The 17,419-nt window shown below is 68.1% G+C and carries 16 protein-coding genes; 6 read left to right on the top strand and 10 right to left on the bottom strand.

Annotated features, from left to right (window positions below; translation table 11 throughout):
- Positions 1-312: 312 nt before the first annotated feature.
- On the bottom strand, positions 313-1,008 hold the full coding sequence (locus Vau01_RS52585; protein ID WP_204009035.1) for a TetR/AcrR family transcriptional regulator: 696 nt from the start codon (positions 1,006-1,008) through the stop codon (positions 313-315).
- A 144-nt stretch (positions 1,009-1,152) separates the two neighbouring features.
- Here Vau01_RS52585 and rarD point away from each other — a divergent pair, with 144 nt between their 5' ends.
- Positions 1,153-2,121, top strand: coding sequence for an EamA family transporter RarD (gene rarD, locus Vau01_RS52580; protein ID WP_204009033.1), 969 nt, complete (start codon positions 1,153-1,155; stop codon positions 2,119-2,121).
- Positions 2,118-2,738, top strand: coding sequence for a dihydrofolate reductase family protein (locus Vau01_RS52575; RefSeq protein ID WP_204009031.1), 621 nt, complete (start codon positions 2,118-2,120; stop codon positions 2,736-2,738). The genes rarD and Vau01_RS52575 overlap by 4 nt, the downstream gene beginning before the upstream one ends.
- A gap of 57 nt (positions 2,739-2,795) precedes the next feature.
- Here the strand turns inward: Vau01_RS52575 and Vau01_RS52570 are convergent, their stop codons facing one another.
- Positions 2,796-3,503: a TetR/AcrR family transcriptional regulator gene (locus Vau01_RS52570; RefSeq protein ID WP_204009029.1), complete on the bottom strand. Its 708-nt coding sequence runs from the start codon at positions 3,501-3,503 to the stop codon at positions 2,796-2,798.
- Between the two features lie 184 nt (positions 3,504-3,687).
- Between Vau01_RS52570 and Vau01_RS52565 the strand changes: the two genes are divergently transcribed.
- Positions 3,688-5,247: an MFS transporter gene (locus tag Vau01_RS52565; RefSeq protein ID WP_204009027.1), complete on the top strand. Its 1,560-nt coding sequence runs from the start codon at positions 3,688-3,690 to the stop codon at positions 5,245-5,247.
- A 285-nt stretch (positions 5,248-5,532) separates the two neighbouring features.
- On the opposite strand, the gene Vau01_RS52560 is transcribed toward Vau01_RS52565, so the two are convergent.
- The 4 genes from Vau01_RS52560 to Vau01_RS52545 all read right to left on the bottom strand — a co-directional run bounded on the left by Vau01_RS52560 (position 5,533) and on the right by Vau01_RS52545 (position 9,624).
- On the bottom strand, positions 5,533-6,357 hold the full coding sequence (locus Vau01_RS52560; protein WP_204009025.1) for a carbohydrate ABC transporter permease: 825 nt from the start codon (positions 6,355-6,357) through the stop codon (positions 5,533-5,535).
- Positions 6,354-7,181, bottom strand: a complete 828-nt coding sequence (locus tag Vau01_RS52555) for a carbohydrate ABC transporter permease (protein WP_239152689.1) — start codon at positions 7,179-7,181, stop codon at positions 6,354-6,356. Before Vau01_RS52555 ends, Vau01_RS52560 begins: the two co-directional genes overlap by 4 nt.
- A 250-nt stretch (positions 7,182-7,431) precedes the next feature.
- Complete coding sequence (locus tag Vau01_RS52550) at positions 7,432-8,790, bottom strand: ABC transporter substrate-binding protein (protein WP_204009023.1); 1,359 nt, start codon at positions 8,788-8,790, stop codon at positions 7,432-7,434.
- Between the two features lie 9 nt (positions 8,791-8,799).
- Positions 8,800-9,624 carry an alpha/beta hydrolase gene (locus Vau01_RS52545; RefSeq protein ID WP_204009021.1) on the bottom strand — a complete coding sequence of 275 codons (825 nt, stop codon included), beginning with the start codon at positions 9,622-9,624 and terminating at the stop codon, positions 8,800-8,802.
- A 290-nt stretch (positions 9,625-9,914) separates the two neighbouring features.
- On the opposite strand from Vau01_RS52545, the gene Vau01_RS52540 reads away from it, so the two are divergent.
- A complete protein-coding gene (locus tag Vau01_RS52540; RefSeq protein ID WP_204009019.1) occupies positions 9,915-10,550 on the top strand; it encodes a TetR/AcrR family transcriptional regulator in 636 nt (211 codons plus the stop codon).
- Between the two features lie 334 nt (positions 10,551-10,884).
- Here Vau01_RS52540 and Vau01_RS52535 read toward each other — a convergent pair whose 3' ends face one another.
- The gene (locus tag Vau01_RS52535; protein ID WP_204009017.1) at positions 10,885-12,447 is read right to left on the bottom strand and encodes a methyl-accepting chemotaxis protein; all 1,563 of its coding nucleotides are present in this window, start codon (positions 12,445-12,447) and stop codon (positions 10,885-10,887) included.
- A 355-nt stretch (positions 12,448-12,802) separates the two neighbouring features.
- Here Vau01_RS52535 and Vau01_RS52530 point away from each other — a divergent pair, with 355 nt between their 5' ends.
- Complete coding sequence (locus Vau01_RS52530) at positions 12,803-13,057, top strand: winged helix DNA-binding protein (RefSeq protein ID WP_204009016.1); 255 nt, start codon at positions 12,803-12,805, stop codon at positions 13,055-13,057.
- A 108-nt stretch (positions 13,058-13,165) separates the two neighbouring features.
- Here Vau01_RS52530 and Vau01_RS52525 read toward each other — a convergent pair whose 3' ends face one another.
- Entirely contained in the window at positions 13,166-13,468 is a 303-nt protein-coding gene (locus tag Vau01_RS52525; RefSeq protein ID WP_204009014.1) for an ImmA/IrrE family metallo-endopeptidase, read from the bottom strand.
- Positions 13,469-13,534: 66 nt separating this feature from the next.
- Between Vau01_RS52525 and Vau01_RS52520 the strand changes: the two genes are divergently transcribed.
- The gene (locus Vau01_RS52520) at positions 13,535-13,708 is read left to right on the top strand and encodes a hypothetical protein (protein WP_204009012.1); all 174 of its coding nucleotides are present in this window, start codon (positions 13,535-13,537) and stop codon (positions 13,706-13,708) included.
- 15 nt (positions 13,709-13,723) lie between these two features.
- Here the strand turns inward: Vau01_RS52520 and Vau01_RS52515 are convergent, their stop codons facing one another.
- Together Vau01_RS52515 and Vau01_RS52510 are read right to left on the bottom strand one after the other, a co-directional pair.
- Positions 13,724-14,713 carry a bacteriocin fulvocin C-related protein gene (locus tag Vau01_RS52515; RefSeq protein WP_204009010.1) on the bottom strand — a complete coding sequence of 330 codons (990 nt, stop codon included), beginning with the start codon at positions 14,711-14,713 and terminating at the stop codon, positions 13,724-13,726.
- Between the two features lie 660 nt (positions 14,714-15,373).
- Positions 15,374-17,398: a discoidin domain-containing protein gene (locus tag Vau01_RS52510; protein ID WP_204009009.1), complete on the bottom strand. Its 2,025-nt coding sequence runs from the start codon at positions 17,396-17,398 to the stop codon at positions 15,374-15,376.
- Between the last annotated feature and the right edge of the window lie 21 nt (positions 17,399-17,419).

The raw sequence follows: 17,419 nt of genomic DNA, 5'->3' as shown, positions 1-17,419 counted from the left end.
GAGGACGGTCGCGTTGACGGGCGGCCGAAAGTAACGACCCCCAACCCGATCTGCTCTGACTGGGAGCGACCCTGGTGGGGGTTAACGTGTCCGAGCTCAACACGATCCATTTCCAACCGAGGTCGCTGCTCTCGGCGGATCTCGTTGTGGCTTGAGGTGCGGGCGCTCGCGAGAGGTCGCCCATCGTCAAGATGTGGGTTCGTGCCACTGACAGGGCATGTCACAGATCCGCGTGCCGTCTGTTCGGCATGTATGTGCTCGAGCGCTGGGGCACCACGACGGCCGCGTCCGGGCGCCCGTCCTCGAACCCGCTCAGGACCGTTCGGAGATGAGCGCGGCGAACCCCTCGTAGAGGCGATCGAGCCCGAACGCCCGGCCGTTGTCGCGTAGGGCCGTGCCGTCGGCGGCGAGCGCGGCGATGAGTTCGGGAAAGGCGTCACTCCTGCGCCGCAGCCGGGCGACCACATTGGCGTCGCCCATCCAGGGCTGGGTGCCGGCGGTGGCGGTCGAGTGCGTGTTGCGGATGTGCCCGAATAGTTGGAAGACCGCGGCGAGGCGTTCGTCGCCGGTCAGCGGCGTGCCGGCGAACGCGCTGAGGGCGCTCTCGATCCAGCCGACCTCGCGGGGGCCCATCGTGCGGCCACCGACCGTGACATCGGGGATCCACGGATGCTGCCGCCAGACACCGGTGAGCTGCCGCACGAACTCCTCCAGCCGTGAACGCCAGCCGTCGCGGATCGCAGCGAGGTCGGGCGGTTCGCCCACCGCCATGTCGATCATGACGCTGACGAGCTCGGCCTTGTTGGAGACGTGCCGGTAGAGCGACATCTTGGTGAAGCCGAGGTCCTCGGCGACGCGCTGCATGGAGACCGCCTCGATGCCGTCGGTGTCGGCCACGGCGATGGCGGCCGTCGCGATGCGACCCAGGGACAGGCCCATCCGCGGCTTCCGTTCCCCCCGGTCGGCCCAGAGCGGATCGGTCTCGACCGGGTGGTTCGCGGTCACCATGATCAAATCCCCTGTCTTCGCCCGACGGCTCGTGCCTTGTGTAGACGGCCACGATGTGTCTATCGTACATGATGTGTCCGGCGGACACATCGCGTCTCAAGGAGACAATGAGTCCCAGGCACCTCATGTCGAAGGAGGCCAGCCATGTCACTCGCGAGCCCTCAGGCTGTGGCGTTGGCGGCGAGGTCGAGGCCGCCGCCGGGCGTCACCCACCGCGAGGAGAAATCACGGGGCAACGCGTACGGCTTTCTGGCGCACGCCATATGGGGCGTCTTCCCGCTGTACTTCCATGCGCTGGAGCCCGCCGGCGCATGGGAGGTTCTCGCCCACCGGGTCATGTGGACGCTCGTCGTCTGCGCCGCCGTCTTGCTGCTGCGCCGGGACCTGGCGTGGGTGCGGTCGCTGCTCGCGCGGCGTCGCGTGGGCCTCGGCGTCGTGGCGGCCTCGCTGCTCATCGCGACGAACTGGGTCGTCTACGTCTACGCCGTGGCCAGCGGGCACGTCATCGAGGCGGCGCTGGGCTACTTCCTCAACCCGCTCATCACGGTCGCCGTAGGGGTGGTCGTACTCCGCGAACCGCTGCGTCCGCTGCAGTGGCTGGCCGTGGGGACCGGGTTCGTGGCCGCGGCGTACCTGACGATCGACTATGGGAAACCACCGTGGATCGCGCTCGTCGTGGCGTTGACCTTCGCCTCCTACGGGCTCACGAAGAAACTGGTCGGCGCCACGCTCACCGCGGTTCAGTCCCTCACCGCCGAGACCGCGGTGCTCATGCCCGTCGCGCTCGTCATCGTGCTCGTCCTCCATGCACGGGACGCGACGACGTTCGTTGGGCACGGGTCCACGCACACCGGGCTCCTCCTGGCCGGCGGGGTCCTGACGGCGGCGCCGATGCTGCTCTTCGGCGCAGCGGCGAGACGCATCCCGTTGTCCCGCATAGGTTTGCTGCAGTTCGTCACGCCGGTGCTGCAGTTGCTGTGCGGCGTCCTGCTGCTCGGCGAGACCATGCCATTGAGCCGGTGGATCGGCTTCGGCATCGTCTGGATCTCGCTCGTCGTGCTGTCCGTCGACACACTTTCCGGCATCACCCATAACAGAGGGATTGAGCAGTGAACACACGCACCGGCAAGGTCATCGTCAACCAGACCATCACGGCCGACGGATACTCGGCCGGGCTCGACCAGACCGAGGAACACCCGTTCGGCGACGACGGCGGCGACGGCTGGGGAAGCAGCCTGCATTCGTGGATGTTCGACGCCGGCGAAGAGAACCGGGCCGAGGTCGACCAGATCAACGCCGCCTCGGCGGTCATTATGGGCCGCAACATGTTCGGCCCCGTCCGCGGCGAATGGGACCGGCAGTGGAACGGCTGGTGGGGTGACAACCCGCCGTTCCACGCCCCGGTCTTCGTACTCACCAACCACGCCCGTGAGCCGCAGCCGATGGAGGGCGGCACGACGTACCACTTCGTCACCGACGGCATCGAGTCGGCCCTCAAACAGGCGCGCGCGGCGGCCGGCGACGGAGACGTCTCGATCCACGGCGGCGCGACGACCATCAACCAGTACCTCGCCGCCGGCCTGGTCGACGAGCTGCGGCTGCACATTGTGCCGATCACCCTCGGCGCCGGTGTGCGGGTGTTCGACGGGGTACCGCCGCGGAAGCTGGAGCAGGTGACGGCACGGGCGGCAAGCACGGTTCTGCATGTGACCTACCGCGTGCTGGCCTGACCCCCGGCCCTCGGATGACCGCGGTCCGGGCCGCCCCCACCTCGGGGCGGCCCGGTGTCAACGCGCGTCGCGGATCAGCATCTCCAGGCCGTCCAGGATGCAGTCGAGGCCGAACGTGCGCGCGTCGGTGCCGGTGTCGGCGGCGCCGTCCACTGCGGCGGTAACGGCCGGGTAGCGGTCGCGCTGTGCGTACAACAGGTCGGCCATCGCCGGGTCGAGGTGGTGGTCGGCGCTCCACGGGAGCGAGCCCCGGGCGCTGCCGGCCTGCGCGTTGCGGATGTGTCCGCTCAGCAGTTGGACGGCGTTCAGCTGTGCCGGCCCGTCGAGCCCCGTTTCCGCGAGCACCCGGACCGCGCTCTCCACCCAGCCGACCTCGTTAGGTCCCATCACCCGCGCACCGACGGTGGCGCCGGGAATCCACGGGTGGCGGTCCCAGGTCTCCCACAGAAGGCGGGCGTACGTGGTGAGCTTGATACGCCATCCGCCCGCCGTGCCGGCGAGGTTCGGCGGGTCGCCGACCGCCGCGTCGACCATGAGTGCGACCAGTTCGTCGCGCCCGGCCACGTACCGGTACAGGGCCATCTTGGTGAGGCCGAGGTCGGTCGCCACCCGCTGCATCGACAGCGCGTCGAGCCCGTCGGAGTCGGCGATCGCGATGGCGGCGGCGGCGATCCGCTCCAGGGTGAGGCTGGGCTTCGGGCCGCGCGTCGGGCGTTCCCGCAGCTGCCACAGCAGTGCGACGAATTCGGTTCCGCTGGTCCCCATCAATTTCTCCCCAAACGCTCTTGCGCTGTCGATCGACCGTGTCTAGCTTACACAGTGTCCATCGGAAACAGTTTTCGATGGACACAGTGAATCTCTCCGAAGATTTCCGGGGCCAGGTGTCGTGTCCGGCCGCCCCTGGTCGTCGAGAGAGGGAACCCACAGATACGAACAGGGAGTTGTCACGATGAAAGCCGGCCGTCGCGAGTGGATCGGGCTCGCCGTCCTCGCGCTTCCCACGCTGCTGCTGTCGCTCGACGTGAGCGTCCTCTATCTGGCGCTGCCGCAACTGAGCGCCGAACTCGGTGCCGACAGCACCGAGCAGTTGTGGATCCTCGACATCTACTCGTTCCTGCTCGCCGGCTTCCTCGTCACGATGGGGACGCTCGGGGACCGGATTGGCAGACGCCGCCTGCTCCTCGTGGGCGCGTTCGCGTTCGCCGTCGCGTCGCTGGTGGCGGCGTTCTCCACCAGCCCCGAGATGCTCATCGTTGCCCGCGCCGCGCTCGGCGTCGCCGGTGCCACGCTGATGCCCTCGACGATGGCGTTGATCCGGAACATGTTCTCTGACCCGAAGGAGATGGGCACCGCGATCGGCATCTGGTTCGCCTGCTTCATGGGCGGCATGACCCTCGGTCCGTTGGCCGGTGGCCTGCTCGTGGAGAACTACTGGTGGGGCTCGGCGTTCCTGCTGGGCGTCCCCGTGATGGTTCTGCTCCTCGTGACGGCGCCGTTCCTGCTGCCGGAGTACCGCGACCCCAACGCCGGCCGGCTCGATCTGGCGTCTGTCGGGCTCTCGCTGGGAGCGATCCTCCCGGCCATCTTCGGCCTGAAGACCATTGCTCGTGACGGCCTGAGCACCGCCCCCGTCGTCGTCCTGCTCGTCGGCGTGGTGGTGGGGTGGCTGTTCGCGCGGCGCCAGCGCACGCTCGCCGACCCGTTCCTCGACCTGAGCCTGTTCACCAACCGCACGTTCTCCGGCGCCCTGTCGGTGATGCTGTTCGCCGGTGTCGTGATGGCCGGGGTCAGCCTCATGTCGAGCCTGTACCTGCAGGTGGTCGACGGCCGCACGCCGCTGCAGGCGGGGCTGCTGCTGATCCCGCAGAACATCGCAATGGTCGTTGGCTCGGTCATCTCTCCGATGCTCGGCCGCAGGTTCCAGTCCGCGTACGTGATCGCCGTCGGGCTCGCCCTCGCCGGTGCCGGTCTGCTGGTGCATACCGTGGCGCCGGTCGACGGCGGCGTGCCGTACATCGTCGGTGGGCTTGTCGTCGCCGCGTTCGGCATCGCGCTGCCGATGGGCATCACGATGAACGTCATCCTCGGCGCGGCGCCCCCGGAGAAGGCCGGCTCGGCAGCGTCGATCTCGGAGACCAGCGGCGAGTTCGGGATCGCGATGGGCATCGCCACCCTCGGCAGCCTCGCCACGGTCATCTACCGCGGCCGGATGGACGAGACGGTGCCCGGCACCGTGCCGGGCGACGCCGCGGCCACCGCCAACGAGAGCGTCACCGCCGCCGCCGCCGCCGCAACCGCGGCCACGCTCCCCGGCGAGGCCGGTGCCGCCCTGCTCGGCGCCGCACGCGAGGCGTTCACCGGCGCCCTGCACGGCGTCGCGTGGGTGGGGGCGGGCGTGTTCCTCGCGCTGGCCGTGGTCGCGGTGGCGCTCCTGCGCAGCAGGACCCCCGCAGCGCCCGAACCGTCCACTGCGGAGGAGGAGCGGCAACTGGTCTCCGCCGGCCACTGACCCGTCCACGCACCGGCACCGGGCACGCACGACCCGATGGTCGTACGTGCCCGGTCGACGTCGGAGTGCTGAGTTTCCGCCGCGCCGACCGGTAGCCGCCGTCCGTGGCGGTCGACGCAGGCTGGCACAGCGGATCTCCAAGTTCTCCCAGCCACGCACCCGCAAACAATGTGTCGGCCCGACGTAGCCATCGGTGGAAGCCCGTTATGAAGGGTTGGGTAGCAGGTCGTTGAAGCAGCCGGTCGACCAGATGCGAGGGAATCTCCGGGTGCGAGACTCGGGCAGTTACTTGACGGCTCCTTGCATCAGTGCCTTGACGAAGTTGCGCTGGAAGATCAGGAAGATCACCAGCGAGGGCAGGATGATCAGCAGGGATCCGGCGCACAGAAGCACGATGTCGGTGCCGTACTGGCTCTGGAACGCGCCCAGCCCGCCGGCCACGGTCCGCTTCGTCGGGTCGTCGACGAGGACCAGGGGCAGCAGGTACTGGTTCCAGCTGGCGAGGAAGAAGAGCACACATAGTGCGGACCACGCCGAGGTGGCGAGCGGCAGGTGGATGCGGCGGAACGTCTGCCAGGTGTTGGCACCGTCGACTTTCGCGGCTTCGGTGAGCGCGGGCTCGGCGCCGAGAAAGTGTGCGCGCATCCAGAAGACGCCGAACGGCATGAGCAGGCCGATGAGCGGCAGGACGATCGCCAGCCGCGTCCCGAGCAGTCCCATGCTGCGCAGGTCGTAGTACAACGGGGTGATCAGCGCCTCGAACGGCAGGGTGAGTCCCACGAGGAGAAGACCGTAGATCGCTTTACCGAAGGGCACGTTCAGCTGAGCGAGGGCGTAGCCCGCGGCGGTGGCCATCGCGACCGTGGCCGGTACGACGCCCAGCACGATGAGGGCGCTTGAGCGGAACAGCGCGACGAAGTTCGCCGCGCTCCACGCGTCGACGAAGTTGCGCCAGTGCGGGTCGCTCGGCCAGCTGAGGCCCTGCGGCGTGCTGCCCGGCTCCGCCAGTGCCGTGGTGAACATACTCAGCAGCGGCACCACGGCGAACAGCATCAGTGCGAGCAGGATCCCGGTGCGCGTTACTCGATGGGCGAGGCCCGATGTGGTCATCGCTCCCTCCCGAGACGCTGGATCGGCCAGATGACCACCAGCACGACGACGGCCAGGAGCACGGCGAGCGCCGAGGCCTGGCCGACGTGCTGCTGCAGGAACGTCAACCGGTAAATCTGCACGCCGGGCACCATTGTCTGGTAGCCGGGACCGCCTTGCGTCGCGATCTGGACGACGTCGAAGCTCGCCAGCGCGGCGATGATCGTGAACGTCGCGCACACGACGAGTTCGCGCCGCAACCCGGGTAGCGTCACGGCGAAGAACTCGCTGACCCGCCCGGCCCCGTCCAGCCGGGCCGCCTCGTAAAGCGCCGGGTCGATTTTACCGATGCCCGCGAGCAGCAGCACCGTGCAGAAGCCGAGCATGACCCAGACCCCGATCACACCGACCGCAGGCAGAGCGAAAGTGAAGTCACCGAGCCAGGCCCGCGTGTACCGATCGAGGCCGACCGCACGCAGGACCTGATTGACCAGGCCGTCCGAGGAGTACATCCACGTCCACGCGATACCGGCCGCGACCAGCGGAAGCACCTGCGGGACGAACAGTACGACCCGGGCGGTGGTGCTGAACGCGCCGGGCTTCAGCTCGCGGATGAGCGACGCGGCGACCAGACCGAACCCGACGGGCAGGACCGTGTAGAACACGACGAGGACGAACGCGTGTACCACGGATTGCAGCTGCTCCGGCTGGGTGAAGATCGCTTTCCAGTTGTCCAGTCCGGCAGGCGTCGCCGGCCCGATGCCGTCCCAGTCGTAGAACGAGTACTGCACCGACTGGAGCATCGGGAACAGCACGAAAACGCCGTACATACCGAACGCTGGCACAACCCAGAGGAGCGCGCTCCAACTCCGCCGCCGGCGCCCGGATGGGCGCCGTGCGGCGGGTTGTCCTGCCGCAGGAACGCTCGACGGTTCGGTCACGACGGCTCCCCACTCCGTGGTGACCCGCCCTGACCGGGAGGACTCTGCTTAATGATGCCCTCGCACAAGTGCTCGGTCATGGCCGAAGCATGCCGCATCGCCTCCGGGGTCGAGGCGGAGAGCGCCGAATCACCCCTGGGTCGACTCGCCGCGATCATCGCCCGAGATCGCGGTCGTAGTCGGACTGCACCTTGGCCGCGAACGCCTCGGGCGTCGTCTTGCCGGCCAGCAGCAGCTGCGTTTGCGGGATGAGGCTGTTGACGTGGATCGAAGCCGTCGCATCAGCCATGAAGCCGACCAGCCCGTTGCTCTTCAGCAACTCCTGGAACGCGCTGACGGTGGCGGCAACCGCCGACCCCTCGGGCGCGGTCGGAGCCGGCGCGTCCGACGGGCCTGCCGGCACCAGCCCGCCGAGGGTCACCGTGTCCTGTCGCGCCTGCTGGTCGGTCTGTACGAAGTCCAGGAACGCGGCCGCCACGTCTGCGTTCGGTGACTTCGCCGGGATCCCCAGGTTGGCGGCAGCGGTCATCGCGTACGACGGCCCACCGGCAACGCCGGGCGGGAACAGGAAAAACCCGAACTGACCGGGTCCGGCCTTGTCGAGTCCCGGCGCCTGCCAGTTGCCGCTCGGGAAGAACACACCGTTGCCCTTGATGAACTCGGCCGGTGCCCGGGTCTGGTCGATATCGTTCACGTCGGCCGGCAGGTATCCCGCCTGCCCCCAGCGTCGCAATGTCGTGGCGGCCTTGACCGTCGCGGCCGTGTCGACACTCGCGCCGGGCTTGGCGTAGTTCCAGTCCTGGACGGCTTGCGCGTCACCGGCGTTCGACATCATCAGGTTCTGCAGCGGGTACACGCTGCCGCCGTCCTTGCCGTTGATCATGATCGGCTGCAGCCCGGTGTCTCTTGCCTTGGCGAGCAACTGCTCGAATTCGGCGACAGACTCCGGCGGCCGCGTCATACCGATCCGCTGCGCAAGCGCCTTGTTGTAATACACCCCGGTCAGGCCGAAACCAGCGCCCGCAGCGTACAACGAGCCCGTTCCCCGCTGTCTGCCGTCCGCTGCGACACGGGTGGAGGCGAACTGCGACTGCGGCCACTCGTTCCACCCGTACGCCTGCGCATACGGGTCGAGGCTGACCAGCAGGTGGTCCTTGGTCAGGTTGCCGAGTTGTGGGACGCGGACGAGGTCGGGCACGTTGTTTCCGGCGAGAGTACGCGCGATGGTCGTGGTCAGGGTGGCGTAGTCCTGGTTCTCCACCTTGACGGTCACGTTGCTGTGCTTGGCGCGGAACAGCTCTCCGAGAGCGGTGTAGAACGCGACGTCGACGCCGCTGGTGACGAGCAGCTTCAGGGTGACCGGTTTACTGCCGATATCGGTGGAGACCGGCTTGGACGGCACCGGGTCGGCTTCGGGGTTGCCGCCGGGTGCACAGGCGACCAGTGACAGGACGGCCGCCACGGCAACGCCGGCCGCCCGGAAGGTTCTGCGGTAATGGGTCAGCGATCGCACGAGAGGTCCTTAAGGCTCGATGGTGTGGGTTGACCGGAACGCGCGGCGTACCGCGTCGCCAGCCTTGTCGACGGCGTGGTGCGCGTCGGTCATCACGGCGAACATCTCGAAGAAGCCATGGATCTGGCCCGCGTACTCGGTCAGCTCGACCGGCACGTCGGCCGCCTCCAGGCGCCGGGCATAGTCCTCGGCCTCGCGGCGGAGGAAGTCGTGTTCGGCCGTGATGATCGTCGCGGGCGCGACACCGCGCACGGATTCGGCGTGCAGCGGGGATACGTACGACGCCTTGCGGCGTGCCGGGTCGGGAACGTACGTCGTCCAGATGTACTGGAGCCGACGGTAGGTGTTGGAGCCGAAACCCGACCGGCCCGCAAAGGTCTCGTACCGCCGCCGGAACGCGACCTTGTAGTCGGTGTTCTCGACGCTGTCGAGTGCCGGGTAGACGAGGAGTTGGGCGGCTAACCGAACGCCTTCATCACGCGCTTTGAGCGCGGCCGCCGCGGCGAGATTGCCGCCCGAACTGTCCCCACCGACAGCCACCCCGCCGAAGTTGCGGCGTGCCCAGGTGACGGCCGTCCAGGTGTCGTCGAAGCCGGCTGGAAACGGGTGCTCGGGCGCGAGCCGGTAGTCGATGGACAGAACCCCGCACCCGGCCCGGTTCGCGAGTGCCCGGGCGACGCCCTCGGCGGTGTCGAGGTCTCCGTGAATCCAGCCGCCGCCGTGCGCCCAGACCAGCACCTCCTGTTCCCCGCCCTTGGGCCGGTAGAGCCGAGCCGGTACGCCGTCCGCGTCGACGGACTCGACCGAAGCCAGCGGCGCCGGCTCGCCAGTCACGGCCAGGACCTTCGCACGTGCGTCCGCCCGCACGGCTGCGATGTCGGCGGCCCACGGGTCGGGTGACGGTCCGGAGCTGTCCAGGAAAGCCTGAACCTGCTCGTGCGGCCGCGGCGGAGTGTCTTCCGCGCGGACACCCGGGGTTGCCCGCCGGGACGGTGCACTCATCCGATCGCCTCTCGTCCAAGTTAAGACTGAGTACTCAGTCTGTTTCGCAGAAGCTACCGAGTACTCAGTCTGTTTGTCTATACTCGGCGATGCCCGTACCGACCATCGCGAGGAGATCACCCGTGTCCCCTGCCCAGAAGCCCAAGACCTCGGCGAAGGGCCTCGAGACACGGGACCGCATCGTCGACGTCGCCGTCCGATTCATCGCCCGCAACGGAGCGCGCGGCACGAGCCTCGCCGACGTCGCGGCCGAGGCCGGCGTGTCACAGACCGGGCTGCTCTATCACTTCGGCAGCAAGGAAGCCCTGCTCAACGCCGTCATGGATCGCCACCTGGCCTTCTCCGAGCAGTGGCTGTGGGGCGACGGACCCGACCCCGGCATCAAGATCGTCGACGTGGTCGCCAGGCACATGGCCAGTTGGCCCAGCCAGCACGACGGCAGGGTGGCCAACCTGCTCGGCATGAACATCGTCGTCCTCGGCGAGAACGTCAGCCCCGACACCGACCTCCACCAACGGCTGGTCGATGGCTACCGAACGACGATCGAACGCGTGACATCGACACTGCGGTCCGCGCAGGAGCGCGGCGAGATGCGGGAGGACATCGACCCACGGCTCAAGGCAATGGAGATCATCGCTTTCTGCTACGGCATCGAGGCCGCGTGGTTGGTGGACCCGACGATCCCGGTCGCCGCGGCAGCCGCCCGATGGGCGGCACAGCAAACGAGGCAGTTGGCGACCGTGTCGGCGACGTCCTGACGACCCGCCCCGGAGTCCGTCAATCATCGAAACGCGCCACCCGTGACGGCGCTCCGGGGCCAGCTCGTTAACTGGGCGCGGCGCGTATCGCCGGGCAGGATCGTCGACGATAGTGGGTTCGTACCACTCGGCGCGGGCCGTCTCGGCGCGGGCGACGTCGAGCGCGGTCAGTATCAGCCCCGTGCTCCCTCTCCGAGACGATCTCCGGTTTCAGTTCGGCCCGGGTGGCCGGGCCGGCGTACAGGTTGTGCCGGTGCAGCAGGCTCCACCAGTGCCAGGCCGGTACGGTCGCGGCGGCCCGGGCAGGTGGAGCGGTCCGGTCGTCGCTTGGTGTTCAGACCTGGTAGGTGGCGACGGTGGATTGGAGTTCGGCGGCCATGCGGGCGAGTTCCTGGGCGGTGGTTTGGGTTTGGGTGGCGCCGGTGGCGGTGGAGTCGGCGGCTTGTGCGACGCCGGTGATGGTGGCGGCGATGTCGGCGGCGCTGGTGGCTGCGTCGTTGACGTTGCGGGACATTTCGTTGGTGGTGGCGGTTTGTTCCTCGACGGCGGCGGCGATCGTCGAGGTGTAGTCGTTGATCCGGTGGGTGACCGAGGTGATCTCGCCGATGGCGGCGACCGCCTGGTCGGTTTCGCTCTGGATAGCGGCGATTCGCCGGGAGATGTCGTCGGTGGCTTTGGCGGTCTCCTGGGCCAGGTCTTTGACCTCGGTGGCCGCGACGGCGAAGCCCTTGCCGGACTCGCCCGCGCGGGCGGCCTCGATCGTGGCGTTGAGGGCGAGGAGGTTGGTCTGCTCGGCGATCGAGGTGATCAGCTTGACGACGCTGCTGATCTCGGTGGAGGACTGGCCGAGCCTCGCGACGATCTCGTTGGTGCGCTGGGCGGTGCGGGCGGACTCGCCGGAAACGTTGGACGCCTCCGCGGCACTTCCGGCGATCTCGCGGATCGCGGTGCCCATCTGTTCGGAGCCGGCGGCCACGGTCTGCACGTTGCGGGACACCTCACCGGCTGAGGCGGCCACTGTGCCGGCCTGGGCGGAGGTCTGTTCCGCCGCCGAGGACATCTCGGTGGCCACGGCGGACAGCTGTTCGGAGGCGGCGGCGACGTGGTTGGCGTTGTCGGCGACCCGGCGGACCATCGCGGCCGTCGCATCGGTGGAGGCGTCCAACGCGCGGGCCAGGCGGCCGACCTCGTCCCGCCCGGCCAGTCCCGTCCGGGAGGTCAGGTCTCCGCCCTGGATCCGTTCCAGGGTCACCACACAGGCGGCCAGTGGCCGGGTGATCAGCCGGGCGATGCCGAAGGCCACGGCCACGCCGACGGCGGCGCCGATGATGATCAACGTCAGGACCAGTGTGCGGGCGGTGGTGTAGGCATCCTGCGCGGCGGCCTTCTCCTCCTGGGCCTTGACCATGGTCTGCTCGGCCAGGGTGTCCAACGCCTCCCGCATGGTGGCCACCAGCGGCGCCATTTCGGCGGCCCGGATGTCGTGGATCTCGGTCCGTCTGTCGGCTCGGCTCAACGGGATCAACCGATCGTGCAGGACCGTCAGGTAGCTGCTCCACGCCTTGTCGAACTTGGCCAACGCCTCGATCCGGATCGGCCCGAGTTTGAAGCGTTTATAGGTGCTCTCGGCGTCGGCCAGGGCGCGTTCGTCGTCGGCGAGGGCTTGCTCCTTCGTCGCCCGCTCCGCCGCGTCGGTGGCCAGGAAATGATCAAGCGAGGTCGTCCGGGCCCGGTTGAACGCGTTACGCATCTGCGCGATCGTCCGCAACTGCAGACCACCGTCGTACACCACACCGGTACTGGCGTTGACCGCTGCCATCTGGACCACCGAGAAGACCGCCACGCCGGAGCCGATCACCGCGACCAGCAGCACCGCCGCCAGGATCTTCGTGATCACCTTCCGGTTTGTGATCAACCGCAGCAACCCGCGGCGACCCGGCGACCGCCCGATACCAGACACCGACCCCACGACGCCCCCCGTGTCACAGCCAGCCGACAACACGCTCTACCACCACCTGATCGGCACCCCCCAACCCGATCTGAAGAACTCTGTCCAAACCAACCCGGTGCACGGGTGGTGCTGGACCCGGGCACCAACAAGTACTACGTGGCCGGGATCGTCGTTGGTGCCGCGCTCTGGGATCTGCTCGGGTTGCGAGCCGCCTTGCCGTGGTGCACGGCCGCGGCGTGCCTCGGGCTGTTCACCGCCCGCTTCGTACCGATGCCGGACCACGTCCACTGCTGTTCGGCCGGTGCGGGTCCGGGTGGAGCCGGCGTCGCGTGGTCCTCGCAGTGGTGGCCGTGCTGCTCGTGGCCGCCGTGATCGGCTTCGCGGCCGGCGGCTTCGGGCCCACGCCGTCGAGCTGACCGACGCCGGCCGGAAGCTGTTCCACGACGCCGAAAAGGAAGCGATCCGGGTCAACGACCAACTGCTCGCCCACCTCTCCGCCAAGGAGCAGGAGCAGTTGCGTCACCTACTACGCCGCTTCACCACCCCCGACGACTGATCGGGAGTGGCCAGCCCGGGGGCAGCTGTCCGAGTGCTGCGGGATTTGGTCAGACGTGCGATGGACAGAATCGCCGAGGACTTCGGCTTTGCCGGATCTTGCCCCTGATTACCTGTCAGCTTCGACACCGGACCTCGGCGTCGGCAGCCAACCTGACTGACGAACCGCCCCAAGTTCAGCGCCCAGTTCGGCGGCCTCCTCCTCTTGCCGTCGGTCACCGGCGTTGACGCACCCGCCCGACGTGGCGTCTCCGCCGATCAGGACGTGCCCGAAGGTGTGTTCGAGCACCACGTGGGCCATCTCGTGCGCGATGTTGGAGCGGCGCCGCTCCGGCTGGTGCGCGGTGTTCTCGACGATGTACATCCCGGTGCCATCGGGCACCAGCGCCGCCGACCAGGCCTCGGGTCGCACCTCGCCGAAGAAATGCAACGACGCTGCGGGGCATCCGGCAGGCGGAACAGCCCGGTCACCGCCAGAGTGCTGCTCGCAAGTGCGATCGGTGTCGCGGCGGTGACCACGGCCGCGGTGCTGACGTCGTCGGCGGGTGCGGCGGAGAGCACGCTGGCGGCGGCAGCCGCGCAGTCGGGCCGGTACTTCGGCACGGCGATTGCGGCCGGCCTCGCCAGGGAGGCCGGCCACCGCGTCGGCTAGAACAGGTGCGCCCGCTCAGTTACACATCCCATTGCACGGGCTTGCCCACCACCAGCTACACCCGGTCGGCTTGGTGCGGCAATGATTGTAGGCAGTGTGCTGGCAGTAACCGCCCAATCCGCAGAAGACCGAGATGTCACCGTCTGCGGTATAGCACTCGCAGTCGCTCGCAGCGGAGGAAGCCTCGCTCCGTGTCGATGCCGGGCCGAGTGTCGCAAATAGCGCGCGCGCTTGGTCCTTTCCAAAAGCGTTGATCGCCGCTACCGACAGCTGTCGTTTTGTTTCGGTGGCACCCGCTGCAGCGCTGATGCCTTTCGCCAGGAAGGTGGCCGCCGCGTCGAGGACGGCGACCTGTTCGACGGTGAGTGCCGGATGCCGGGCCTGGTACCGCTGCATCTGCTCGGACCAGAGCTCTTGCCGCACACCGTCCGGCAACTCCTGGTAGATCGCCTTTCGGTGTTCCAGGGGGCGGGCGATCACCTCGTCGTAGGTCTGCGGGAGGCGGTCTCTGTTGGCGGCGACCCATTCGCGGGCGTCTTCTTCGTCCTTGTTCACAGCGAAAGCGGGCGTCTGCCCGGTCACCATCAGGCCAACCGCAACCGCGGTACCTGCACCGAGTCTGAGGAAGCTCTTTCGGCTCAGGCCACGGCGTTCCTGCCGACCGGCGAGATGTCCATCCTCCTGCCGCTTCAACCGTCCCAGCTCGGTAAGCACTGCGAGCGTCGAGCGCAGTCCCAGACGTCGAATCATCGGCACCGCCATGGCAACACCGGTCCAGGCACGCACCTCCTCGCCGGCGGGTCCCGTGGCGATGAGGGTCGGCGCCCACGGTGCGTCCGACCCGAGGCCGGCCGCGCGCCAGCGAATGACATCCGGATGGGTCAGTGACAGGACCTCCAGTTTGCCGCCAGATACGGCGGCCACCGCGCCGGAGATGATCCGACACTTCTGACACGAGATGTTGAAGGCGAGAATCCAGTGCTTGTCCGACCGAGAAATGGTCATCACCTCATCCGATACTTGATCATCAGATCACACACATTCACCGCCGAACGGTGAAACAGCGTTGTGTTCTGCCGACCCACTGTTGGTATACGTGTCCTGCCGGAGCCTCCGGCGTTCGAACCACGGCGTCGACCGCCGGACAGCGCGAGCCCGGCGAGTAGGGCCGCGATCTTTGGGACACAGCTGACATCCTTCCGCTCAGACAGTGACGTTGGTCAGAGCTGATCCGATTATCGACAACGAGCCTTGCATGACCCTGTCACCGATTCGGCCGAGAAATAGGCCTGACGCGATCTTTGCGGTCTCTTCGACTTCGGACTGCTCGTCCGGACGCGCCGCCAGGTCTTCGCTTCGAAGCGCTGTGGTGCGAAGTGCAGGCCTGGCGACCGCGTCACGGTCCGCTTGCGGCCGGGTCACCGCGCCACTGTCGCACCGATTGTGGCGCAGCCGCGCGCACCGCGGCACGAGGTGCGCAACGGCGTGCTGGCATATGGCGGCTGATGGTGCTGGTTCTTCTGATCAGTGGCAGCATCCATTTCCGGGTCACGTTGAATCCGGACCGTTTCCGACCGACCGACCGAGCCACCCGCCCCGTCGACGGCTGACCCGACTCAGCTCCCCTCGGGCCCTGCGTCGGGTTCGAACCCTCCGGGGGGTTGATCAGGTCGCGTGGTGGATGGCGAACTCGAATATGATGGGTGTGAACCTGCCGGCTGTGAACCTGATCCGGGCCCGTTGGCCGGTGACCTCGGGGAAGGTCGCTGTGGTGGAGGGTCCGATCGTGGTGCCGGTGTATGCAACCTGCCACTGCCCGTCCTGGCACGACACTTGTGGACAGAACTCGATCCGGTATCCCGTGGTGCGGTTGTCCTCGTACTCGCTCAGCACCACCCGGTTGAACGTGGTCGGGCCAGGGAATGTGACGGCCAGCCATTGCTCGTTGAACGTCGATCCGCTCGCCGCCTGCCACCAGGTGCCGGGCTGGCCGTCGAACGCCGTGGGCGCGGCCTGGTTGCCGTCCCACACCGACGATGCGGTGTAGGCGGATGCCGGCGGATGGCCGAGGGCGAGGTTCGGCCCGCTCCGCAACGGGCGTACGCGGGCCGTGATGGTGTCGACGCCCATCTGCAGGCCCTGGGTCGATGCGTTCCGCAGACGCACCGTGTGACGGCCGGACGGCAGTGTGAAGTCGCGGTAGAGCACCTCCCGGATCCGCCAGGTCGAGCTGTTGAGCTGGACCGTGGCCCGCAGCACGTTGTCGATGTAGATCTGCATGACCCCACGGTTCGGACCCCGGGTTCCGGTGACCTCGAACCCGATGGTGTCGTCCGATGCCAGCGTCGCGGTGTCACCGCCGCCGAGGGAGATCTCCTCGTCATCGTCGTACAGGCCAGGTGACGGTGCCCAGTGCACCCAGCCGGAACCCGCCCGGGCGATGGAGCAATTGTCGCCGTTGAACACGTCGTCCCAGGTGTCCGGGAGCCTGCCGCTTTCCACGGACGCGATGGCGTCGAGGTACCTGGTGCCGTCCTGCACCGTGGGGATGATGCCGCCGCCGCCTTCGTCGAGTTCGTTCCAGGCGTAGGTGAGCGCGATCGGCGGGTCGGTCACCTGGGCGCGGTGGCTCCGCATCCAGTCGTACGTCGAGCTGAGATGAGTCCGCCACTGGCTGTATGTCGGCGCTTGGCTGTGGAAGCCATAACTGAAGCCGTAGTTTTCAGGGTTGCGCGGCCGGGGATCGTTCACCGGCGTCACGCCCGGCACCGTGAGCAGTCCCGTCCGTCCGGGATACGGCCCGCGGTTGGCCACATCCTTCGCCGCCTGGGCCGACCAGCACTGCCGCCCGCTACCGGGCGATGCACCGGACGGCCCGTAGCTCGTGACGGCCTTGATGAACTCCTGGCCGTTGGCGGAGCCGAAGGTGTCGTACGCACCGAGGTTCATGTTGTTGTCGACGAAGAAGGGCTTCCCGAGACCGGGCACGCTGTCGATCTCCTTGATGAAGTACGCCATCTCCGTGGCCCAGCTGGCGCCGAAGCCCCTCGGCTTGCTCGCCAAAGCGGGCGTGTCGAACCAGTACACGACCGGACGGGGCTCGGCGAACGCCGCGCCGCCCGCCCCGGAGATCTTCAGGTACTGCGGGTCGCTCAGCATCTGCTTGAAGTGGGGTACGAAGTCGGAGCGCCAGTGGCTCTCGCGGCTGTTCGGGTCGGTGGGATCGCCGCCCGCCACACCGTCCGACTGGATGATGAACGTGAACTTCATGCGCTGCTTGAGCGGCGACGCCATGTAGTCCTCGAACGGCTTCATCGCCTGGCCACAGCAGCTCGGATACTGTTGGAGCGGGTCGTACCAGACGAATGCCCAGTAGTCGAGCCCGCGGTCGGCCGCGTCCGTGATCTGCCGGTCCATGACGGCCGCGTGGTCGGGTACACCGCCCGACGCGTTGTTGTCGTACCAGCCGTAGACGGGCTGGCGGCTCGGGAAGTCGGTGAACAGCGTCGGGTCGACGATTCCCTTCCGGGCGTTCCCCGGATACCAGAAGTCCCAACGGACGGCGCCGAGCAGCGGCGACGCCACGGTAAGCTCCGTCGCGCCCGCCTGTGGCCGAATCGAACCGATGAGCAGACTCACCAGGGCGACCAGCACGACGACCGCGATCGGGAGCACGCGGCGCTGACGCACCCGTGACATGGAACCGGGTAG

Source organism: Virgisporangium aurantiacum (genome assembly GCF_016863635.1).
GTDB lineage: Bacteria > Actinomycetota > Actinomycetes > Mycobacteriales > Micromonosporaceae > Virgisporangium > Virgisporangium aurantiacum.
This window is presented reverse-complemented; position numbering and strand designations above follow the sequence as displayed.

Coding starts and splice junctions, on each gene's coding strand:
- Vau01_RS52585 (WP_204009035.1), bottom strand. CDS start 1,008: ATGGTGACCGCGAACCACCCGGTCGAGACCGATCCGCTCTGGGCCGAC.
- rarD (WP_204009033.1), top strand. CDS start 1,153: ATGTCACTCGCGAGCCCTCAGGCTGTGGCGTTGGCGGCGAGGTCGAGG.
- Vau01_RS52570 (WP_204009029.1), bottom strand. CDS start 3,503: ATGGGGACCAGCGGAACCGAATTCGTCGCACTGCTGTGGCAGCTGCGG.
- Vau01_RS52565 (WP_204009027.1), top strand. CDS start 3,688: ATGAAAGCCGGCCGTCGCGAGTGGATCGGGCTCGCCGTCCTCGCGCTT.
- Vau01_RS52560 (WP_204009025.1), bottom strand. CDS start 6,357: ATGACCACATCGGGCCTCGCCCATCGAGTAACGCGCACCGGGATCCTG.
- Vau01_RS52515 (WP_204009010.1), bottom strand. CDS start 14,713: ATGACCATTTCTCGGTCGGACAAGCACTGGATTCTCGCCTTCAACATC.